At 57.0% G+C, this 17333-nt stretch carries 14 protein-coding genes; 6 read left to right on the top strand and 8 right to left on the bottom strand.

The window, feature by feature from the left end:
• The first annotated feature begins 59 nt into the window (after positions 1–59).
• The 3 genes from metK (at position 60) to ABIZ35_RS10325 (ending at position 4290) form a co-directional block, all read left to right on the top strand.
• Positions 60–1211: a methionine adenosyltransferase gene (gene metK, locus ABIZ35_RS10335; RefSeq protein WP_348219815.1), complete on the top strand. Its 1152-nt coding sequence runs from the start codon at positions 60–62 to the stop codon at positions 1209–1211.
• A 194-nt stretch (positions 1212–1405) separates the two neighbouring features.
• The gene (locus ABIZ35_RS10330; RefSeq protein WP_348219814.1) at positions 1406–3415 is read left to right on the top strand and encodes a hypothetical protein; all 2010 of its coding nucleotides are present in this window, start codon (positions 1406–1408) and stop codon (positions 3413–3415) included.
• A 26-nt stretch (positions 3416–3441) separates the two neighbouring features.
• The gene (locus ABIZ35_RS10325) at positions 3442–4290 is read left to right on the top strand and encodes a hypothetical protein (RefSeq protein WP_348219813.1); all 849 of its coding nucleotides are present in this window, start codon (positions 3442–3444) and stop codon (positions 4288–4290) included.
• 154 nt (positions 4291–4444) lie between these two features.
• Here the strand turns inward: ABIZ35_RS10325 and ABIZ35_RS10320 are convergent, their stop codons facing one another.
• Positions 4445–5254, bottom strand: a complete 810-nt coding sequence (locus tag ABIZ35_RS10320) for a carbohydrate-binding family 9-like protein (RefSeq protein WP_348219812.1) — start codon at positions 5252–5254, stop codon at positions 4445–4447.
• Positions 5255–5332: 78 nt separating this feature from the next.
• Positions 5333–7333 carry a TonB-dependent receptor gene (locus ABIZ35_RS10315; protein ID WP_348219811.1) on the bottom strand — a complete coding sequence of 667 codons (2001 nt, stop codon included), beginning with the start codon at positions 7331–7333 and terminating at the stop codon, positions 5333–5335.
• Between the two features lie 129 nt (positions 7334–7462).
• On the opposite strand from ABIZ35_RS10315, the gene ABIZ35_RS10310 reads away from it, so the two are divergent.
• Together ABIZ35_RS10310 and ABIZ35_RS10305 are read left to right on the top strand one after the other, a co-directional pair.
• Positions 7463–8263 carry a hypothetical protein gene (locus ABIZ35_RS10310; RefSeq protein ID WP_348219810.1) on the top strand — a complete coding sequence of 267 codons (801 nt, stop codon included), beginning with the start codon at positions 7463–7465 and terminating at the stop codon, positions 8261–8263.
• Positions 8264–8294: 31 nt separating this feature from the next.
• Entirely contained in the window at positions 8295–9095 is an 801-nt protein-coding gene (locus ABIZ35_RS10305) for a hypothetical protein (protein WP_348219809.1), read from the top strand.
• A gap of 1 nt (position 9096) precedes the next feature.
• Here ABIZ35_RS10305 and ABIZ35_RS10300 read toward each other — a convergent pair whose 3' ends face one another.
• Together ABIZ35_RS10300 and ABIZ35_RS10295 are read right to left on the bottom strand one after the other, a co-directional pair.
• A complete protein-coding gene (locus ABIZ35_RS10300; RefSeq protein ID WP_348219808.1) occupies positions 9097–10455 on the bottom strand; it encodes an ankyrin repeat domain-containing protein in 1359 nt (452 codons plus the stop codon).
• A gap of 12 nt (positions 10456–10467) precedes the next feature.
• Positions 10468–11496 (bottom strand): acyltransferase, encoded by a 1029-nt coding sequence (locus ABIZ35_RS10295; RefSeq protein WP_348219807.1) that lies wholly within the window; start codon positions 11494–11496, stop codon positions 10468–10470.
• A 131-nt stretch (positions 11497–11627) separates the two neighbouring features.
• On the opposite strand from ABIZ35_RS10295, the gene ABIZ35_RS10290 reads away from it, so the two are divergent.
• Positions 11628–12323, top strand: a complete 696-nt coding sequence (locus ABIZ35_RS10290) for an MBL fold metallo-hydrolase (protein ID WP_348219806.1) — start codon at positions 11628–11630, stop codon at positions 12321–12323.
• A 13-nt stretch (positions 12324–12336) separates the two neighbouring features.
• Here ABIZ35_RS10290 and ABIZ35_RS10285 read toward each other — a convergent pair whose 3' ends face one another.
• The 4 genes from ABIZ35_RS10285 to ABIZ35_RS10270 form a co-directional block, all read right to left on the bottom strand.
• The gene (locus tag ABIZ35_RS10285; RefSeq protein ID WP_348219805.1) at positions 12337–14841 is read right to left on the bottom strand and encodes a heavy metal translocating P-type ATPase; all 2505 of its coding nucleotides are present in this window, start codon (positions 14839–14841) and stop codon (positions 12337–12339) included.
• 13 nt (positions 14842–14854) lie between these two features.
• Positions 14855–15070 (bottom strand): hypothetical protein, encoded by a 216-nt coding sequence (locus ABIZ35_RS10280; protein ID WP_348219804.1) that lies wholly within the window; start codon positions 15068–15070, stop codon positions 14855–14857.
• Positions 15071–15090: 20 nt separating this feature from the next.
• A complete protein-coding gene (locus tag ABIZ35_RS10275) occupies positions 15091–16290 on the bottom strand; it encodes a 4Fe-4S dicluster domain-containing protein (protein WP_348219803.1) in 1200 nt (399 codons plus the stop codon).
• 236 nt (positions 16291–16526) lie between these two features.
• Positions 16527–17270: an SDR family oxidoreductase gene (locus ABIZ35_RS10270; protein WP_348219836.1), complete on the bottom strand. Its 744-nt coding sequence runs from the start codon at positions 17268–17270 to the stop codon at positions 16527–16529.
• Positions 17271–17333: the final 63 nt, after the last annotated feature.

Below are 17333 nucleotides of genomic sequence, written 5' to 3'. Positions count from 1 at the left end.
AAACTTGATAGCCCGGCCGCTGCTCTCAATCTGAACATCGCTTGAGAGGAAGCACACCCATGTCCGACATCAAACTCTTCACTTCGGAGTCCGTTTCCGAAGGCCATCCCGATAAGCTCGCCGACCAGATCAGCGACGCCATTCTCGACGAGCTGCTGCGCCAGGACCCCACCAGCCGCGTCGCCGTCGAGACCCTGCTGACGCGCGGCCTCGCCGTCATCGCCGGCGAAGTCACCACCAAGGGCTATGTCGAAATCAGCGACGTCGTGCGCAAAGCCATCAATGAAGCGGGCTACACCAAGACGGCGTACGGCTTCGACGGCGACACCACCGGCGTCCTCGTCGCGCTGCAAAAGCAATCCCCCGACATCGCCGCCGGCGTCGATGAAGGCGGAGTGGACGAAGCGCAGGGCGCGGGCGACCAGGGCATGATGTTCGGCTTCGCCGTCAACGAAACCCCGGAGCTGATGCCGCTGCCGATCACCATTGCGCACCGCCTCACCGGCCTCTACGCCCAGGTCCGCAAGGATTCCAGCCTCGGCCTGCGCCCCGACGCCAAGAGCCAGGTCACCATCGCCTACGACCGCGCCACCGACAAGCCGCTCTACATCGACACCATCGTCTTCAGCGCCCAGCACGATCCCGAGCTGACCCGCGCCGATGTCCAAAAGCTCGTCAACGAGCTTGTCATCCAGCCGGTGCTTGCCGACTTTGAGAAGTACGTCACCCAGGAAATCAAGTATCACGTGAACCCGACGGGCATCTTCGTGATCGGCGGCCCGCAGGCGGACACCGGCGTCACCGGCCGCAAGATCATCGTGGACACCTACGGCGGCTACGCGCGCCACGGCGGCGGCGCCTTCTCCGGCAAGGACCCGAGCAAGGTGGACCGCAGCGCCGCCTACGCCGCGCGCTTCATCGCCAAGAACATCGTCGCCGCCGGCCTCGCCGAGCGCGTCGAGATCCAGCTGGCCTACGCCATCGGCGTCGCCCAGCCCGTCAGCGTCCTCGTCGAAACCTTCGGCACCGGCTCCATCTCCGACACCGAGATCAGCAAGCGCGTCCAGAGCGCCTATGACCTGACCCCGCGCGGCATCATCAGCCTGCTGGACCTCGTCAACCCGATCTACACCCAAACCGCCAAAAACGGCCACTTCGGCAACCCCGCCTTCGGCTGGGAAAAGACCGACCAGGCCGCGAAGCTGGCGTAAATACAGACATCTCTATCTACGGCATCTAAAAAGACAGTAGAGTGTTCTTATATTATTGGAATCTCTACTGTCTTTTTCAGAATCTGAATGCTCTAGGTTCTTTACACATAAAGAACATTTGTTCGTGCTTAAGGTATAATAGTTAAGTTTAGCGCTCACATTCGTGATTAGACCATACTGACTAGGATTTCGATATGAGAATCAATCTTGACGGGCGTATTAGAAATATTGCCCTAGCACCATCAAATGCCCTAGCACCGCTTTACGAAGCAGTGGTAAATTCGATTCAGTCGGTTCAGCAGAGATGGGGAAAGTCTGACGAAGGTGAAGTGCTAGTAAAAATCATACGCGAAGCCACACCACAAATGTCTCTCGACACAGGACAAAGTGTTCTTGATCCTGTTAGTCAATTCATTATCGAAGATAATGGAGTTGGGTTTGATCAAGGAAATTATCGTTCGTTCGAAACATCGGACTCGGTTCATAAAAGAAATATAGGTGGCAAAGGAGTTGGTAGATTTCTCTGGTTGAAAGCATTTGATAAAGTTTCAATTAGAAGTACGTTTTCTGGCAAGCCAAATAACCAATTACGTGTCTTCGATTTTCAGATTCCTGACGGAATAAGTAACCATGAATGCGGGCCAGACACATCGACTTTAATCCGCACGAGTGTAACACTGATTGGTTTTAAGCCTCAATATCAAAACCAATGTCCAAAGACAGCAGAGACAATAGCAAGCCACATTGCTGCGCATTGCCTTGAGTATTTCTTACTAGATTCTTGTCCAAAAGTACGAGTTGTTGATGATAGCAACAATTTAAATATTAGTGTTAACGACCGTGTATCATCAGAAATTATACTTGATAGGCATGACGAGGCATTTCAGATCGGAAGCAACAGCTTTAAGATTATGCACCTGCGTCTTGCTCAACGGTCTCAGATTAAGCATAGTATTCATTATTGTGCACATATGAGAGCAGTAACAAGCGAGGATCTCTCAAAAAAAATTGTAGATTTATCTTCTCGAGTTCAAGATAATGAAGGACGTGAATTTGTTTATGCAGGGTATGTATCAGGATCTTTCTTAGATCAGCATGTAAATCCAGAACGCACTAGATTCAGCATGTCTTATGGTAGTGAGCCTGATATGTTTGGGGAGATTGACTGGACAGCTTTAACTTCAGCATCCACGGCATTGTCCGCTCTGTATTTAGCGCCCTTTACCGCCCCAGTAGCTGAAGCAAAAATTAATCATATACAACGGTATATCGCAGATGAAGCACCAATGTATCGTCACTTATTAAAATGGGGAACAGATGAGTTATTAAAAATACCGCCTGATTTACCTAATGATGACCTAGAGATCGAACTGTGCAAGATTGATCAAAAAGTTCGTGCTGACATCAAAATCAAGACAAAAAATATTTCATCTAAGCGTGTTGCTGTAGTTGACAGGCCCGCGATTAAAGCAGAGATCGATGAATTGATGGAAGCAGTAACAGACATTGGTCAATCGGGATTATCTCGCTATGTTGCATACCGCAAAGTAATTATTGACCTCTTAGAAAAGGGTCTTCAAATCAATGCAAATGGAAAATATGAGGATGAAGATTTAATACATAGCATCATCCATCCCATGCGAATGACATCTGACGAAATAGAATCTACAGATTATCAAAACTTATGGATTATCGATGAGCGACTGTCATATCATTCGTTTTTGGCGTCAGATATGCGTTTCAAGCAAATTGGAGAATTAAATTCAGAGAGCTTGAACAGACCTGATTTACTTATATTAAACAACCCACTTGCCTTTGCTGAAGGAAGTGGGCCTTTATCATCAGTTGTCATTGTTGAATTTAAAAAAGCAGCCAGAAACAATTTTAACGAAGAAGAAAACCCGATATCACAAGTTTATGGATACGTTAACGAGATTAGGAAGGGAACCAAGTCAGACATCAAAGGTCGACCTTTAAATGTAAATTTGAACACACCTTTTTATTGCTATATCGTTGCCGATTTGACCCAAACACTTCGTCTTCAAGCGGCCAATCATGGTTTCCGTCCAACTCCGGATGGCTTGGGCTATTTTCATTTTAACGAAAACTACAATTCCTACACGGAAATCATATCATTTGAAAAGCTTTTAGATAATGCAAAAAAGCGCAACCGTATTCTATTTGACCGCCTAGGGTTACGATAAGTATATCTGCAACAATTGAAAATAAAATGACTTTAATTATCGGACATATGAGTCCAGAAAACGAAATCTTGATAGCAGCTGATTGCAGAATCAGCTGGCAGTCAGATGGCAGTGTATCACCTCGCGTTGCAGACAGGCTTCAAAAGATTTATTTTGTTAACGATGAAATTTCGATTGCGTTTGCAACAAACAGCATTAGGACTATACGTAGGTTACTCGGTGTAATTAAAAAGAATTTTGGAGATCACAACCTGCAAGCGAGAATGTCCCATCGCAGAGCAGTTCATATAAAGCGTGCACTACCAACATTTTTAAATGACATAAAAGTGCCCACAGAATTATTCCTTGCTTATACATCAAAGTACAACAACAAAGACAATATGCTCGTTCATTACAGATGGACAAAAAAGGGTTTTGCGATAACGGAGATCAAGCCAGGATATTTCAAAACAGGTGGATCATTAGGAACAGAACATAACAAAGCTTCTTTTGATGAAATTATAAAAAAATCTATACACCCTACAAAAACCGGAATTGAAGCCTATATACGGAGCCAATGGTTATTGTCCACATATGATGTATTCCAACGCACACAGAACAAATTACAGTGGAAAACCATCGGGCCAATACTTCAAACGGCTTTTAGCGAAAATGGTTTTTTTGACAGCCTACCTTACACTACAACGACTATAATGATCGACAATACGGATGAAAAGTTTGGGCAAACAGGAATAGATTTTGATGTGACAACAGGTAGATATTTTATCATAAATAATGTTACGGGGCAAATAATTAAGCTTAATTCTCTTGAAACAGCAATACTCGACTATCCTGTCGATGACAATGAACGCTTCCATTTACAGAGTAGATGTTGAGTTAAATTAACACTATCCTGTTAGAGCGCCCCGTCTTAACTAGTCTTACCGCCATGTAAAACACGCTATTTTGGGGTCATCTTAGCTATTTGCCAAATCTTTAAAGATCGTTCTGAATCAAGGATATTTTCGTTTTATTATGTTATTCTTTTGATCACTCCCCTAGCTCCAAATACCCCATCGCCTGCGGCGAGATGTGGGGGCAGCCCCAGCGGACGGGCGACCAGTTCATCGCGATCAGCGGGCGCTTGGCGCCGTTCGTCGCTGGGTATTCGTAGCGCAGGAAGTTGGCGCGCAGGGTCATGGGGGCGAAGTGGTCCAGACCGAGGCGGCGGAGGGTGGGCTTGGCGGGGAGGGCGATGTCGACGGTCCAGCCGGTGATGCGTTTGCCGGATTTTTGGATGGTGGCGGCGGTTCGCAGGCCGTCGAGCGTCCAGGAAAGGTCGCGCCAGAGGTCTCGGTTGCGTAGATCGGGAGCGAGGATTAAGTCGGCGTCGGAGATGGGGTCGGCGGTGAGGGTCATGACTTTATCGAAGGTGACGCAGCGGGGGCTGACTTCCAGCTCGATCCACTGGCGCGCGTCGCCCTTGACGTCCAGAAACATCTCGACGCAGTCGCCTTTGTAGATTGGATCGTCGTGGGTTTTGTAAGGAGAGTGGATTTCGGAGGAGATGCAGACGAAGCGAATATAGAGATAATCGGCGTCCCAGAGCAGTTTGACTTGCGTGGGAAGCGCCGTGAGGCCCGCGCTTTCCTCGCCCAGGGAGAGCGGCAGCGATGGGATCGTGGGCGCGTTCTTCCAGGCGGAATCCTCGGGGTTGGCCGAGAGGAACGGCTTCATGGACGCAGGCGTGACAATGAGACGCGGACGAGGCTGTGTGTTCGCGGCGCGGGCAGCGCTTCCCAAGGTCAGTGACGCGAGAGAAAGCGCCGTGAGCGAGTGGAACATGCGATAGTGGTTCATGGCGCTGTACGGATCTGAATGCGTTGCTGGCCCGGCAATTCACTTTAGCACAATTTCGCCTTTTCGCACTCAAAAATGCTATCGGCTCTCGATTCCCAGCCAGATCACGCGGCGGGCGGCCGCGGCTTGCGGGGTGTCGCTGAAAGCGCTGGGAACCTGCGGCAATTCGCGATGGCCGTCGCCGAGAAGGTTAGTCGCGGCGGCGAAGAGGCGCCAGGAACGGTCCCCGGATCCAAGCTTGTAACCGATCTTGACGTCGGCGCGAACATAGGGCGCGATGTCGTACTCGGTGTTCGCGTGGAAGACATCGCGCAAGATGGAAGAGCCGACATAATGGATATCGGCGTCCCATGTGAAGCGCGATGGACCGATGGACGCTAAAGTGAGATTCGCTTTGTGGTGCGGCGAGTAGCTGATGGGGTTCCGCTGATCGTCCGCCACATCCTGATAGGCATAGTTGAACAGTCCCTTCACGCCGCGAGCAACCCGAAAGGCGCCTTCCAGCTCCAGACCCGCCGCGTGCGCGCCGCCAGTATTCAGAGATGTATAGAGCACGCCGGTGTTCGCCGGAAACGGCGGGCTGGGCGCATATTCGGTCGGGAAGATATACATCATGTCCGAAATCTGATTGTAGAATGCGCTCACGCCGACGTAGCCTTCATGGAAATCGCGCCGGTACCCTATCTCCAGAGTGCGGATCTTCTCCGGACGCACGTTAGGATTGCCGACAAGGTTCACGGAGAGGACCGAAGGAATAATTTCGGTGCTAAAATCCAGATAGTTGTCGAACAGAGTCGGCGCACGAAAGGCGGAGGAGTAGGAAACCCGGACGGTTTGATTTTTCGGCAGATGATGCACGAGGCTAAGGTGCGGCGAGAGGTTCGCGCCATACTGAGAATCGTGGTCCAGCCGAACGCCGGCAAAGAGATTGGTCCGCGCTCCGAGACGCGCTTCGTCCTGTAAGAACCCGCTCCATGAGGAGCGCGACTTCGTCCGGTCGCTCGTGAGCAATGCGTTGACTTCCGCTCTCCGATAGTTCACCCCGTACACCAGCTGATGCCGATCGGAGACGGTGCGCTGCTGCTGGATCTCCAAGTCATAGGTATTGCTGTGAATGTCGAACTGTCCAGGGTTCGTCAAATCCAGCGTATTCAAGAACGCGCGGACCTGCACCGGGTTTCGAACGCCCGCCTCGCCGTACGATATCGTGTAGTTCCGGCTCAGCCAGTCGCTATTGGGAACGAAGAAAACGGAGTTAAAGTCCGTTTTTGTATCGTTCGTGTTGACGGACAGTCGCAGGACACCGCGCGGCATCGCGCGCTGCGCATCGGCCATCAGGATATTCGTCGAATTGCTGTCGGGAACCTTAGGCTGTTCCTGATTCCCATAGCCATCCGAAGAGTTGTAACCCGCGCCGAACGAATAGCTCCAGGCTCCAGCCTTGCCGGCGGCGTACGCCTCCATGCTGTTGGCGTTCTCACTCCCGCGCGCCGCCGTGAATCCCGACTTCGCCTCCGTCGCCATCTCCAGCGGTGTTTTGGTGATAATATTGACGACGCCATCGAAGGCGTTGGCGCCGTACAGAGCCGAGCCGGGTCCGCGTACGATCTCGATCTGCTTGATCCGTGACACCAGCAGCGGTTCCTGCGCCCAGAACACGGCGCCGTAAAAATCCTGATAGATCGACCGTCCGTCAACCATCACGAGCAGCTTGTTGGTGAGCTGATCGTTGAACCCGCGGATGGAAACATTCGATTGCGTGTTGTTCACGTCCATCACATCGACGCCCGGCGCGGAGCGCAGCAGGTCCGTGATTGTCCGCGCGCCGCTCGCCCGAATCTGATCCTCCGTGATGACCGTAACGGCGGCGGGCGAGTCACTGATTCGGCCAGTCGTCTTCGTCGCGGTAGTGACGAAGATCTGGTCACTGAGCAGCAGCTCCATATCCTGAGATGTCTCAGTTCGCCCCGAGGGCGCCGCGAGCCCCGAGGGCGCCCCGCCCGCGGCGTCCGCCAATGCGGCGATCATGACGGCGGCGGCCCCCAAACGAGTAAAGCATTTTTTTGAACTGATCGACATGAGTGACTTTCCATCTGTCTCGCCGCCACGCCCGCCTTATTCGGTCGCCCTTGGAGACAGTTAATGGAATTATCGGACTCTGCTCGCAATTTCCACAGGAGAGACGGCGCTCATGGGTAGAATGGGCGTATGACCAAAACAACGTTCGCCCTCTTAGGGCTGCTCACTCTCGCCGCCACGATCCCCGCCCGCGCCGACGACGGGGGGATCACCTTTGGCGGTTCGCCCAGACTTCTCTCAGGACATCAAACTGTCGCGATGGAAAGCGAAGTGGTGACAATGGATATCGGGGAGAATGCGGTCACGACGCACTGCCGCTTCGTCTTCAAAAACCACGGCCCCGCGTGCACCGTTCGCATGGGTTTCCCAGACCGAGCGCGCGGGGCCAACGTGATCGAAGATGAAACGGGAAAGGCGATGGCTCCTCACGGAACCTTTCAATCGTTTACCTCCAAAGTCGACGGTAAGCCCGTTAAGACCGAGGTGTTGAAAGACGCCAAAACTCCCAGCGATGTCTGGCATGCGAAGACGGTTGCATTCGGCGCGAATCAAACGCACATCGTTGAGGACGACTACAAAACGGATATAGGCGGACAGATGACCGACTACGGCAGCGCCGTTCATCAGGCATACTATGTGCTGCACACGGGATCGTCATGGCGTGGAAACATTGGACGCGCCGAAGTGATCGTACGCTTCCATCGTAAAACGATGCCTGGCCCCCTCAAGGCGCTCGACATGCGCAAAATCTCCGGCAATGCCGATGGGATCATCAAGCTATATCCGTACGGTCAAAACGCCGTCGCCTGGAGCGGCCCCTCCACACCCACGGTCTCGGGAACGACCCTGCGCTTCGTCCGCACGAACTTCAACCCACAGTACAGCGATGACGTCATTCTTCACTTCGGAGATACAAAAATCAAGAACTAGTGAGCGTGGGCAGTCTGGGTAGAATGGCCGTATGGCATACAAAACACTCACACTGCTCGGACTTTTCACCCTTGCGCTCACCCTTCCCGCGCGCGCCGACGACGGGGGGATCTCCTTCGGCGGAGCGCCGCGCCTTCTCGCCGGACACAAGACCGTCGCGATGGAAAGCGAGGTGGTGACGATGGACGTGGGCGAATACACGGTAAAGACGCATTGCCGGTTTGTCTTCAAAAACCACGGCCCCGCCTGCGCCGTGCGTATGGGGTTCCCCGACCGAGGACGCGGCGAGAAGGCCTACCAGGACGATTCCGGCAAGCCGGCGAACCCCAAAGGCACATTCCATTCCTTCACCTCCAAAGTCGATGGCAAATCCGTTCCGACGAGCGTCGTTCAGGACGCCGCGAACAGCAGCGATGTCTGGCACGCAAAGACTGTCAAATTTGGAGCGAATCAGACGCATATCGTTGAGGACGATTACACGACGGATATCGGCGGCCAAATTACCGACCACAACAGCGCCGTCCTCCAGACGTTCTATGTGCTGCACACCGGCTCGTCGTGGCGCGGAAATATCGGCCGCGCCGAGGTCATCGTGCGCTTCCACCACCCGAAAGTCCATGGGCCCATCAAAGCCATCGATCTGCGCAAGATCGGGAATCCGGATGCGGCGACCGTCAAACTCGCTCCCTATGGCAAAAACGCCGTCGCCTGGCGCGGCCCGTCCACGCCGACAGTCTCCGGGACAGCCATGCGCTTCGTGCGCTCGAACTTCAAGCCCCAATATCTCGACGACGTCATTCTCTACTTCGGCGACACGAAGGCGGGAGGATAGATCACGCCGCCAGCAGCGCCAGGATCTCGGGATTGTTCTGTGCGAAATCATGCGCCGAATCCCCTTGAGCGTTGCGTAACGCCCGGTCAGCGCCATGGTCCAGATAGAGCCGCACGAGATCGTCATGGCCAAAGCGAGCGGCGCGCATGAGAGGCGTCATTCCTTCATTGTCCTGGGTATTTACGTCCAAGCCAATATCGAGTAGGATCGTCTGAATTTCGACGCCATGACGCCACAACCAGCCCTCCATAAGATTGAGGCACGTGGCGCCGCGAGCATCGACACAATGCGGGTTCGCGCCAAGTTCCAGCAACCGCCGCACGCGATCCAGTCGTCCACGCCAGATCGCTCCCATCAGCCACGTCCAGCCCCGATCATTTGGGGCCTCCAGCGCTGCGAGCGCCTGCGGAAACAGCCGAGCCGTCTCCCATGGATCCGATGATTCCAGCGCCATACCGAGCGCTTCACCGGCGATGGGAACGGCGCCGTGCGCTAACAGCAGCGCCGCAATCTTGGGAGAAGACAACGCACGCCCCAGCAGAGAGCCATCGGTTTTCTCAGGGTTATTGACCGGCAGTCCATACTCCAGCAATAACGCCAACATTTCCGTCCAGCCATAACGGATCGCTTCCCCGGCCGCCGTGGGGGCGAACATCAGGGAGCCATCCTCACGCTCCTGATGGATGGAGCCCAGGAGATCCGCGCCGCGCTCCAGAAGCAGCCGGGCGCAGGAGACCTGCCCGGTCATTGTCGCAACCGTCAACGGCAGGAGTGTCTCGATCGGGGTATTGGGATCGGCCCCGCTGTCCAGCAATCCCCGGACACCGTTCAGGTCTCCCACAGCAATCGCTTCTGACAAGCCGAACGCGGGGCCAGCTTGCGCCAAGAACGAAGCAACCTCGCGATGCCCGCGCTTTGCGGCGAGCAGGAGCAGAGACCTTCCGCCGGAACGAACAACGGTAAAATCCGCGCCGCGCTCCGCCAGCAGTTGAACGGTCGCCAGATGCCCGCCGAGCACCGCCGAAGTCGCAAGGGACTTCCAGCCGCTTTGAGTGAGCCCTACCGAATATCCGCCATCCAGGAAACCGCGCAAGATCTCCGTTTCGCCCAAGACCGCAGCGTCCTGCGGTCCGATTTTGGCGCCCGCTTCTCGAAACAGAGCAACCATTTCATGATCGCCTCTGACGCATGCGTGATATAAAGGCGTTTGCGCATTGGGATTGAAAGGGTTGTTGACTTCGGCGCCGCGATCAAGCAAGTAACGAGCTGTCTCGACATCGCCAAAGACGCCGGCATGACACAGGTGGTCATGCATCCGGATTCGTCTTCGTGTCTCGGGAGAACGTTCCGTAGCTGTCATAACGTGGCTTTCTCAAGCGGCGGCGGGAGAATTTTGCGCTTCGCTTCGCAGAGCCTGACGCGCGGCCAGGCGTCGCCGCATCGGGGCGTCGATCCCGTGATAAACGAGAACGGCGGCAAGGAAACATCCCGCCACGACCATGAGCGCGGGGTGATGCTGGCCGCCGGAGCAGAGCAGCACTAAGATGGGCCAGTGGACGACGTAGAGGGGATAACTGAGTTCGCCTAAGTATTGCAGCGTCTTTTGGCCGCCCGCCCGCAGCAGGCCAAGCTTGGGCGGCCAGAGAAGAGCTGCGGCGACCAGCAGATAGACAGGAATCGCCAGCGGCGGCGTTGGCGGCGCATAAAGGAGCAGCAGGGGCGCGCCGGCCACGAGAAGGAGGCGCATCCAAATCTGACGTCCGTGCTTGTAGGCCAGGAAGCCTAGCAGCCACGACCAGAGCAGCAAAAACGCCGATAGGCCGTTCATATTGTACGCCCAGTCCCCCGCGCCAAGACGAGAGCGGCCGACATACGCCAGCGCGGACAGCCCTGCCAGCGCCAGCAGATGCCGAACGCGCAGCTTGGCGAAGAGCGGCGCGAAGAGGTAGTAAAGCGCCTCGATCGCCAGCGACCAGAGCGGTCCATTCGTCTCGATGCGCCGAACCGTAATCCCCTGAAGAAAAAAGGCGTTCCCCAGGAGATCCCAAAGACTTCCCGGCGCGCCGATCTTCTCCGCGTACGTCGTCACGACCGGCCCCCAAACCATAAAGGGAACCAGCGCAAACAGTAAGCCGACCAGATAGACCGGGTAAATTCTGTCTAATCGACGCCGATAGAATCCCTGCGGATGACGCACGCTATGGGCGATACTAAAGCCGCTGATCAGAAAGAACCCGATCATCGCGACTTGATAGCCCATCAAACGCAGCGGCCCAAACACGACAAGCGCCGCCCCCATATGGCGCGCATGGCTCGCCAGTACGATGGTCGCCAGCAAGAAGCGCAGCCCCGCCAGAACCGCCCATTGCCCCGCGCTATTTTCCCGGCTCTCTCTCTGCAATAAAATTTGTCTCCAAGCCGATTATATCTCAGTTACCTGGCAATCGCAAACTTCAACGCGATTCCCGTCGCCTCCAGGTAAAACGAGTATAAGACGAGACATCGGGACAACGACCGCGAAGGATACTCAAAATGCACGCAGCAGTGATAGCCCCCGGGCTTTACTCTCTCGCCGCCGGCCCCGTCAATACGTTCTTCTTGGAATCCTCCGACGGCTGCGTTCTCATTGACGCCGGCTTTCCGAGCAGATCGGAAAAGATTTTACAGGCGATCCAAGAATTAGGCAAGCAGCCCGAAGACGTTCGTCATATTATCCTGACACACGCCCATCCCGACCACATCGGCAGCTTCGCCGCGCTCAAAAAGGCGACCGGCGCGGATGCCTACATGCATCCCCTCGACGCCCCCATCGCCATTGCGGGAACGGGCTTCCGCCGTCTGTATCCCACGCCGGGACTGTTCAGCCACATCGCTATCCGCGCGCTTGCCCTAGCGCCGCAATCCGTGGAGCCTGCATCGATTGAACACGAAGTACGCGACGGAGACGTGCTGCCGATCGCCGGCGGCCTGACCGCCATTCACGTTCCCGGCCACTGCGCGGGACAGATCGCGCTCCTATGGCCCCAGTATGGAGGCGTACTCTTCGCGGCGGATACTTGCAGCAATATGCTGGGGCTCGGTTTGTCTATAGGGTACGAAAATCTGGAGGAAGGGGAGCGCAGTCTGAAAAAGCTTGCGCAGTTAGACTTCCAAATCGCGTGCTTTGGACATGGGAAGGCGATACTAAGCGACGCGTCTTCCCAGTTCAAAGCGAAGTGGGATCATTAGGGCGCTGCGCGCCTTATTTTTCCAGCCCGCGTCGGAGGCGTTTGGTGTTGAAGACGACGCTGAGGCTGCTGACGAGCATGGCGGCGGCGGCGACAACGGGAGGGGCGAAGCCGGCGATGGCGATCGGAATGCAGACGGCGTTGTAGAGGCAGGCCCAGAAGAGGTTCTGACGGATGATGGCGGCGGTCTTGCGTGAGATGGTGAAGAGGTCGGCGAGGCGGGTGAGGTCGCCTGAGAGCAGGGTGATGTCGGCGGCGCGCTGGGCGATTTCGGTTCCGGAGCCGAAGGCGATCCCGACGTTTGCCTGGGCGAGCGCGGGGGCGTCGTTGACGCCGTCGCCAACCATCGCGACCACCGTGGCGCCGTTCGCTTCCTGGACGGCGCGCAGGTGGGCGACTTTGGCTTCAGGACGCATCTCGGCGGTGGCGCGTTCGATGCCGACGGAGTGCGCGACGGCTTGAACCGTCGCGGCGGCATCGCCGGAGAGCAGCTCCAGGGTGAGGCCCATCTGCTGTAATCGATCGATGGATTCGCGGGCGCCGGCCCGGGGCGCGTCGCCGAGGATGAAGTATCCGCGCACAGATCCGGCGACGCCGTAGAAGAGGACGGTACTGCCGACGGCTTCCTCGGCTTCGGCGCGCGACAGAATGTCCGGCGGCAGCGCCGCCTGCTCAGATTTCGCCAGCGCGCGGTTGCCGACGAACCAGCGGACGCCGTCCACCAATCCCGTCACGCCCGCCGCTTCATGGCGCTCGAATTCCAGGACTTCTCCCTGCGCTGGGCGCCCCTGACCTTCGGCATAGGCGAGCAGCGAGCGGCCCAGCGGATGCTCGGAGTTTCGTTCTAAGGCGGCGACGGCGTGCAGATCATCGGGCCGTCCCTGCGCCGTCGTTTCAAAGCCGCGCACGGCGAAAACGCCTTCGGTGAGGGTGCCGGTCTTGTCCAAAATGATATGGCGGACACGCGGCAGCACTTCCATCACTTCGGTGTTCACGATCAAAATTCCGCGCTTGGCCGCCGCGCCGACGCCTGTCGTGATCGCCAGCGGCGTCGCCAGGCCCAGCGCGCAGGGACACGCAATCACCAAAATCGAGACTGCGCGGACTAGAACTTGCTCGGCCGAGTGATGGGTCAGCGCCAGAAGCAATCCTGTCCCAGCGGCCAGGGTGATAATCGCGGGAATGAAGACGCGGGAGATCCGGTCCGCCCAGCGTTCGGCGGGGGACTTCGTGGCGAGCGCCTTTTCCACCAGCGCGATCATCTGCGCCAGAGTTCCGCCGTCGCCAATGCGCGTCACTTCCAGGGTGAGCGGGGCGTCGGTGGCGACGGTCGCGCCGATCACCTCATCGCCAACGCTTTTGGTCACTGGACGCGATTCGCCCGTCAAAAGGCTTTCATCGACCTGAGCGGTTCCCGAAACGACGCGACCGTCGGCGGGGACACGCTCGCCGGGGCGGACCAGTACGCGGTCCCCCACCCCCAGCTTGCCGAGCGCCACCAGCGACTCGCGCCCATCTTCGGTCACCACCGTCGCCTTGCGTGGCAGCAGGCCATACAGCAGCGCGACCGCCCCCGCCGCATCGCCCTTCGCGCCGGATTCGATGTGCTTGCCGATCAAGACTAAGGCAATCAGCATATCCGAGGTGTCGAAGTACACATGGACGCTGCCATGCGCCATCGACCAGAGGCTGAAGAGAAATGCGGTCCAGGAACCGAGGGTAATCAGCGTCTCCATGGTCGCCGCGCCGCGCCGCGCCGCCTGAGCGGCGCGCTGAAAGATGGGCCAGCCGGCCCACATCACGGGCAGGGACAGCGCCAGCGCCCAGCGCGAAAGCATCACCTTCTCATCTGCGGCGAGCGTCTGCCAGTAGTTCAGATAGAGCGCCATGCTGAACATGCCGGCGTTCAGCGCGAAGACTAACGCGAGCACCGCGCGTACGAAATCGCCGCGCCGCGCCTTGGTCGCGGCGGTCTGGCTTTCGGAGCCTTTGTCGGAATAATTCTCCGCTGTATATCCCAATCGGCGAATACGCGCCGCGAGATCGTTTTGGTCGATACGCGCCGGCTTATAGGTCACGCGCACGACATCCGAGGCGAAGTAGACCTGGCAGTCCATCACGCCCTTCTCGTGTTTTAAGGCGTTCTCAATCAGCCACGCGCAGGACGAACACCACATGCCGCCGACCTGAAAGGCCGCCTCACGTGTCGCTTCCAGCTCATTAAAGGGATTGGGATTGATTGGATCGCCGACAGGATAAGCGGGCGCAGGCTCAGCGGGAGCGTCCGGACGGGCGATCAGTCCCATCTGAAGACACTGCTGATACAGGGGAGATTCACGCGGATCGGCGCCGGGCGCGAGTTCGCCGCTCTCGACCAGGATCTGGTAGACCTGCCGACAGCCTCGGCAGCAGAACACGCGCGCCTCGCCGCCCTGGACTGTCTCCGTGATCGGGGCATGTGCGGCCAGTCCACAAAGATCGCAAACGACGGGGGGCGCCGCCGTGGGTGTAGTCGCCATGGGTCTTATACGCCTACTGCGAGTCTCCGGGCTGAGGGTTGGTGTTCTTGTACATCGTCTTCGGGTGCATCGTGACCTGCGCGGTAATGGTGATCATCAAGCCGAAAAAGAAGATAAAAAGCACCACGAGCGCCACCAAAAAGATGCTGCTGCTGGACGGCCGGTTGCGCGCCCGCACCACAGGACTGACATAATTCGTAACTTTGCGATTGCTCCAACTTTTAGCCATGGTTTTGCTTTCTTGATCCCCTACTGCGGCCGATAAAACACCAGCGGAACTTTAGCCCGTTCCTTGGCCGACACCAGGTTGAGCGTCACGACCTTGCGCTCCCCAGGAGCGGCGTTGCCAGTGAGGATCAGCGGCGCGGCGCGCTGCTCGCGCGGCGCCAAGGTGAGGGTTTGGGATCCATCGATTTCGGCGCGGGCGTTCATGCCGTCCACGGATAGGGCGTATGTTTGCGGCTCGGGAGTTCCATTCTGCACGGTCAATAAATAGCCGTTGTGGATTCCGGAAGCATCCTGCGTGATCGCGCCGTTGGCGATTGCGTTCACCGTCATCTTCTCATGCCCGAACAGGGAGAGACCGACATAACCGGCGAAGACGAGCAGCGTCGCCAGCACCCAGAACCGCGTGGCGTCCCAGAAGCCCAGTCGCTGCTTCCAGGACAGATTGCTGGTGGCGCGCTCAGGCTCAAGGCCATAACGATATTCGATCAAGCCCGCCTTGCCGCGCTTCCCCAGGACATCATTGCACGAATCGACGCAAATGCCGCAATTGATGCATGCAAGCTGGCCGGCGCCCTGCTTGATATCGATCCCCATCGGGCAATCGACAACGCACTTGCCGCATTTAATGCAATCATCCTCACGCTCGTTCAGATAACGCACGGCGAGGGTGTTCTTGTCCGCGACGATCCCCATCAGCGGGCCATACGGACAGGCGGAGAAGCAGAACTTGCGGCGCACCCAGAGCATATCCGCAGCGACCACAGCGGCGATAATATAGACTGTCAGCGCGGCGGGAACGTCGGTCCACGGACGCAGGGCCGCACGGCCGACTTCTGCGGGCGCGAGCCAGTAGGCGGCGACGGCCATTCCCGTTCCCACCGACATCGCCAGCAAAATCAGCGACCAGATCCCGCGCGACAGCGCAAAGCGGGGCTGACCGGGGCGTGTACGCAACGCCTTGTCCAGACGCTTTTTTAGCGAATCAGCAAAGTCGCTCGCCATGGTTTGCGGGCAGATCCAGCCGCACCAGAGACGCCCGTACAAAACCGACACGGCCACCAATGCCCAGGTGGCGAGCATCGACACCCAGAACAGCATCAGCAGATCCTGGGCCGCCGTGCGATGCCAGGCAAAGTAGAATTCATGACGGCGCACGTCGAGACGCATGCCGTTGGTCAGCGGCAGCGCCACCAGCAGCACGCCGCATAAAATCTGCGCCACGCGCCGCCAAGGATTCCAGCGCCCTTTTTTCGGCGCTGGAGCCGGCTGAATAATTCTGTCAGTAAGGTCGATCGCCATTGTTCAAACCCACAAAGAAACACAAAATGGGCGCCAACTTCCGCGCCCAAACTATGACTCAATTATACCTTAATCCAGAGCAAAGTTTGCGCATTATTTCACAAACTCTCGCAAGACAGAAGCCTCTGAATGTGAATATTCAGAGGCTTCGATCGCTGTTAGTACGGACTGGCGGTCGGGCGAATAATGATCTCGCTGACCTCCACATCTTCCGGCTGATCAATCGCGTACGCAATCGAGTTGGCGACGGCTTCTGCGGAGATTGCGATGCTCCGGAAGCTCTTCATTCCCGCCTGCGCCTCTGGATCGGTGATGCTCTCGGCGAGTTCTGAAGTCGTGACTCCCGGAGAGATCACGGTCACCCGAATGTCCGTATTCTCCTGGCGCAACCCCTCCGAGATCGCGATGACGGCGTATTTCGTCGCGCAGTACACCGCCGCTGTCGGAGACACGCGATGTCCGCCGATCGATGAGACGTTGATGAACTGTCCAAAGCCTTGCCCCTTCATCACCGGCAGTCCGGCGGCAATCCCGTAGAGCACACCCTTGATGTTGACATCGACCATCCGGTCCCACTCATCCACCTTCAGCGCCTCCAGCGCCGACAGCGGCATCACGCCGGCATTATTCACGACAACATCCAGGCGACCGAATGTCGTCAGCGCAAATTGTACGAATGCCTCCATATCGTCACGATCCGTCACGTCCAATGTTCGAAACGCAGCCGACCCGCCGGCGGCCTGAATCTCGGCGGCGAGCGCCTCCAGTCGATCCGTGCGCCGCGCCCCTAGCACGACATGCGCGCCGCGCTGCGCCAGCACCCGCGCCGTCGCCTCGCCGATACCGCTGCTCGCGCCAGTAATCACGACGACTTTGCCTTCAATTCCCGACTTTGCTTCCATTGTGGCCATATCGATCTCCTTCTTATTCCTTCATCGCACTGCGATACGCTTCTTGAGTACACT

Source organism: Capsulimonas sp., assembly GCF_039929585.1.
Lineage (GTDB): Bacteria > Armatimonadota > Armatimonadia > Armatimonadales > Capsulimonadaceae > Capsulimonas.
The sequence above is the reverse complement of the archived record's forward strand: the minus strand, read 5'-3'. Positions and strand labels throughout refer to the sequence as shown.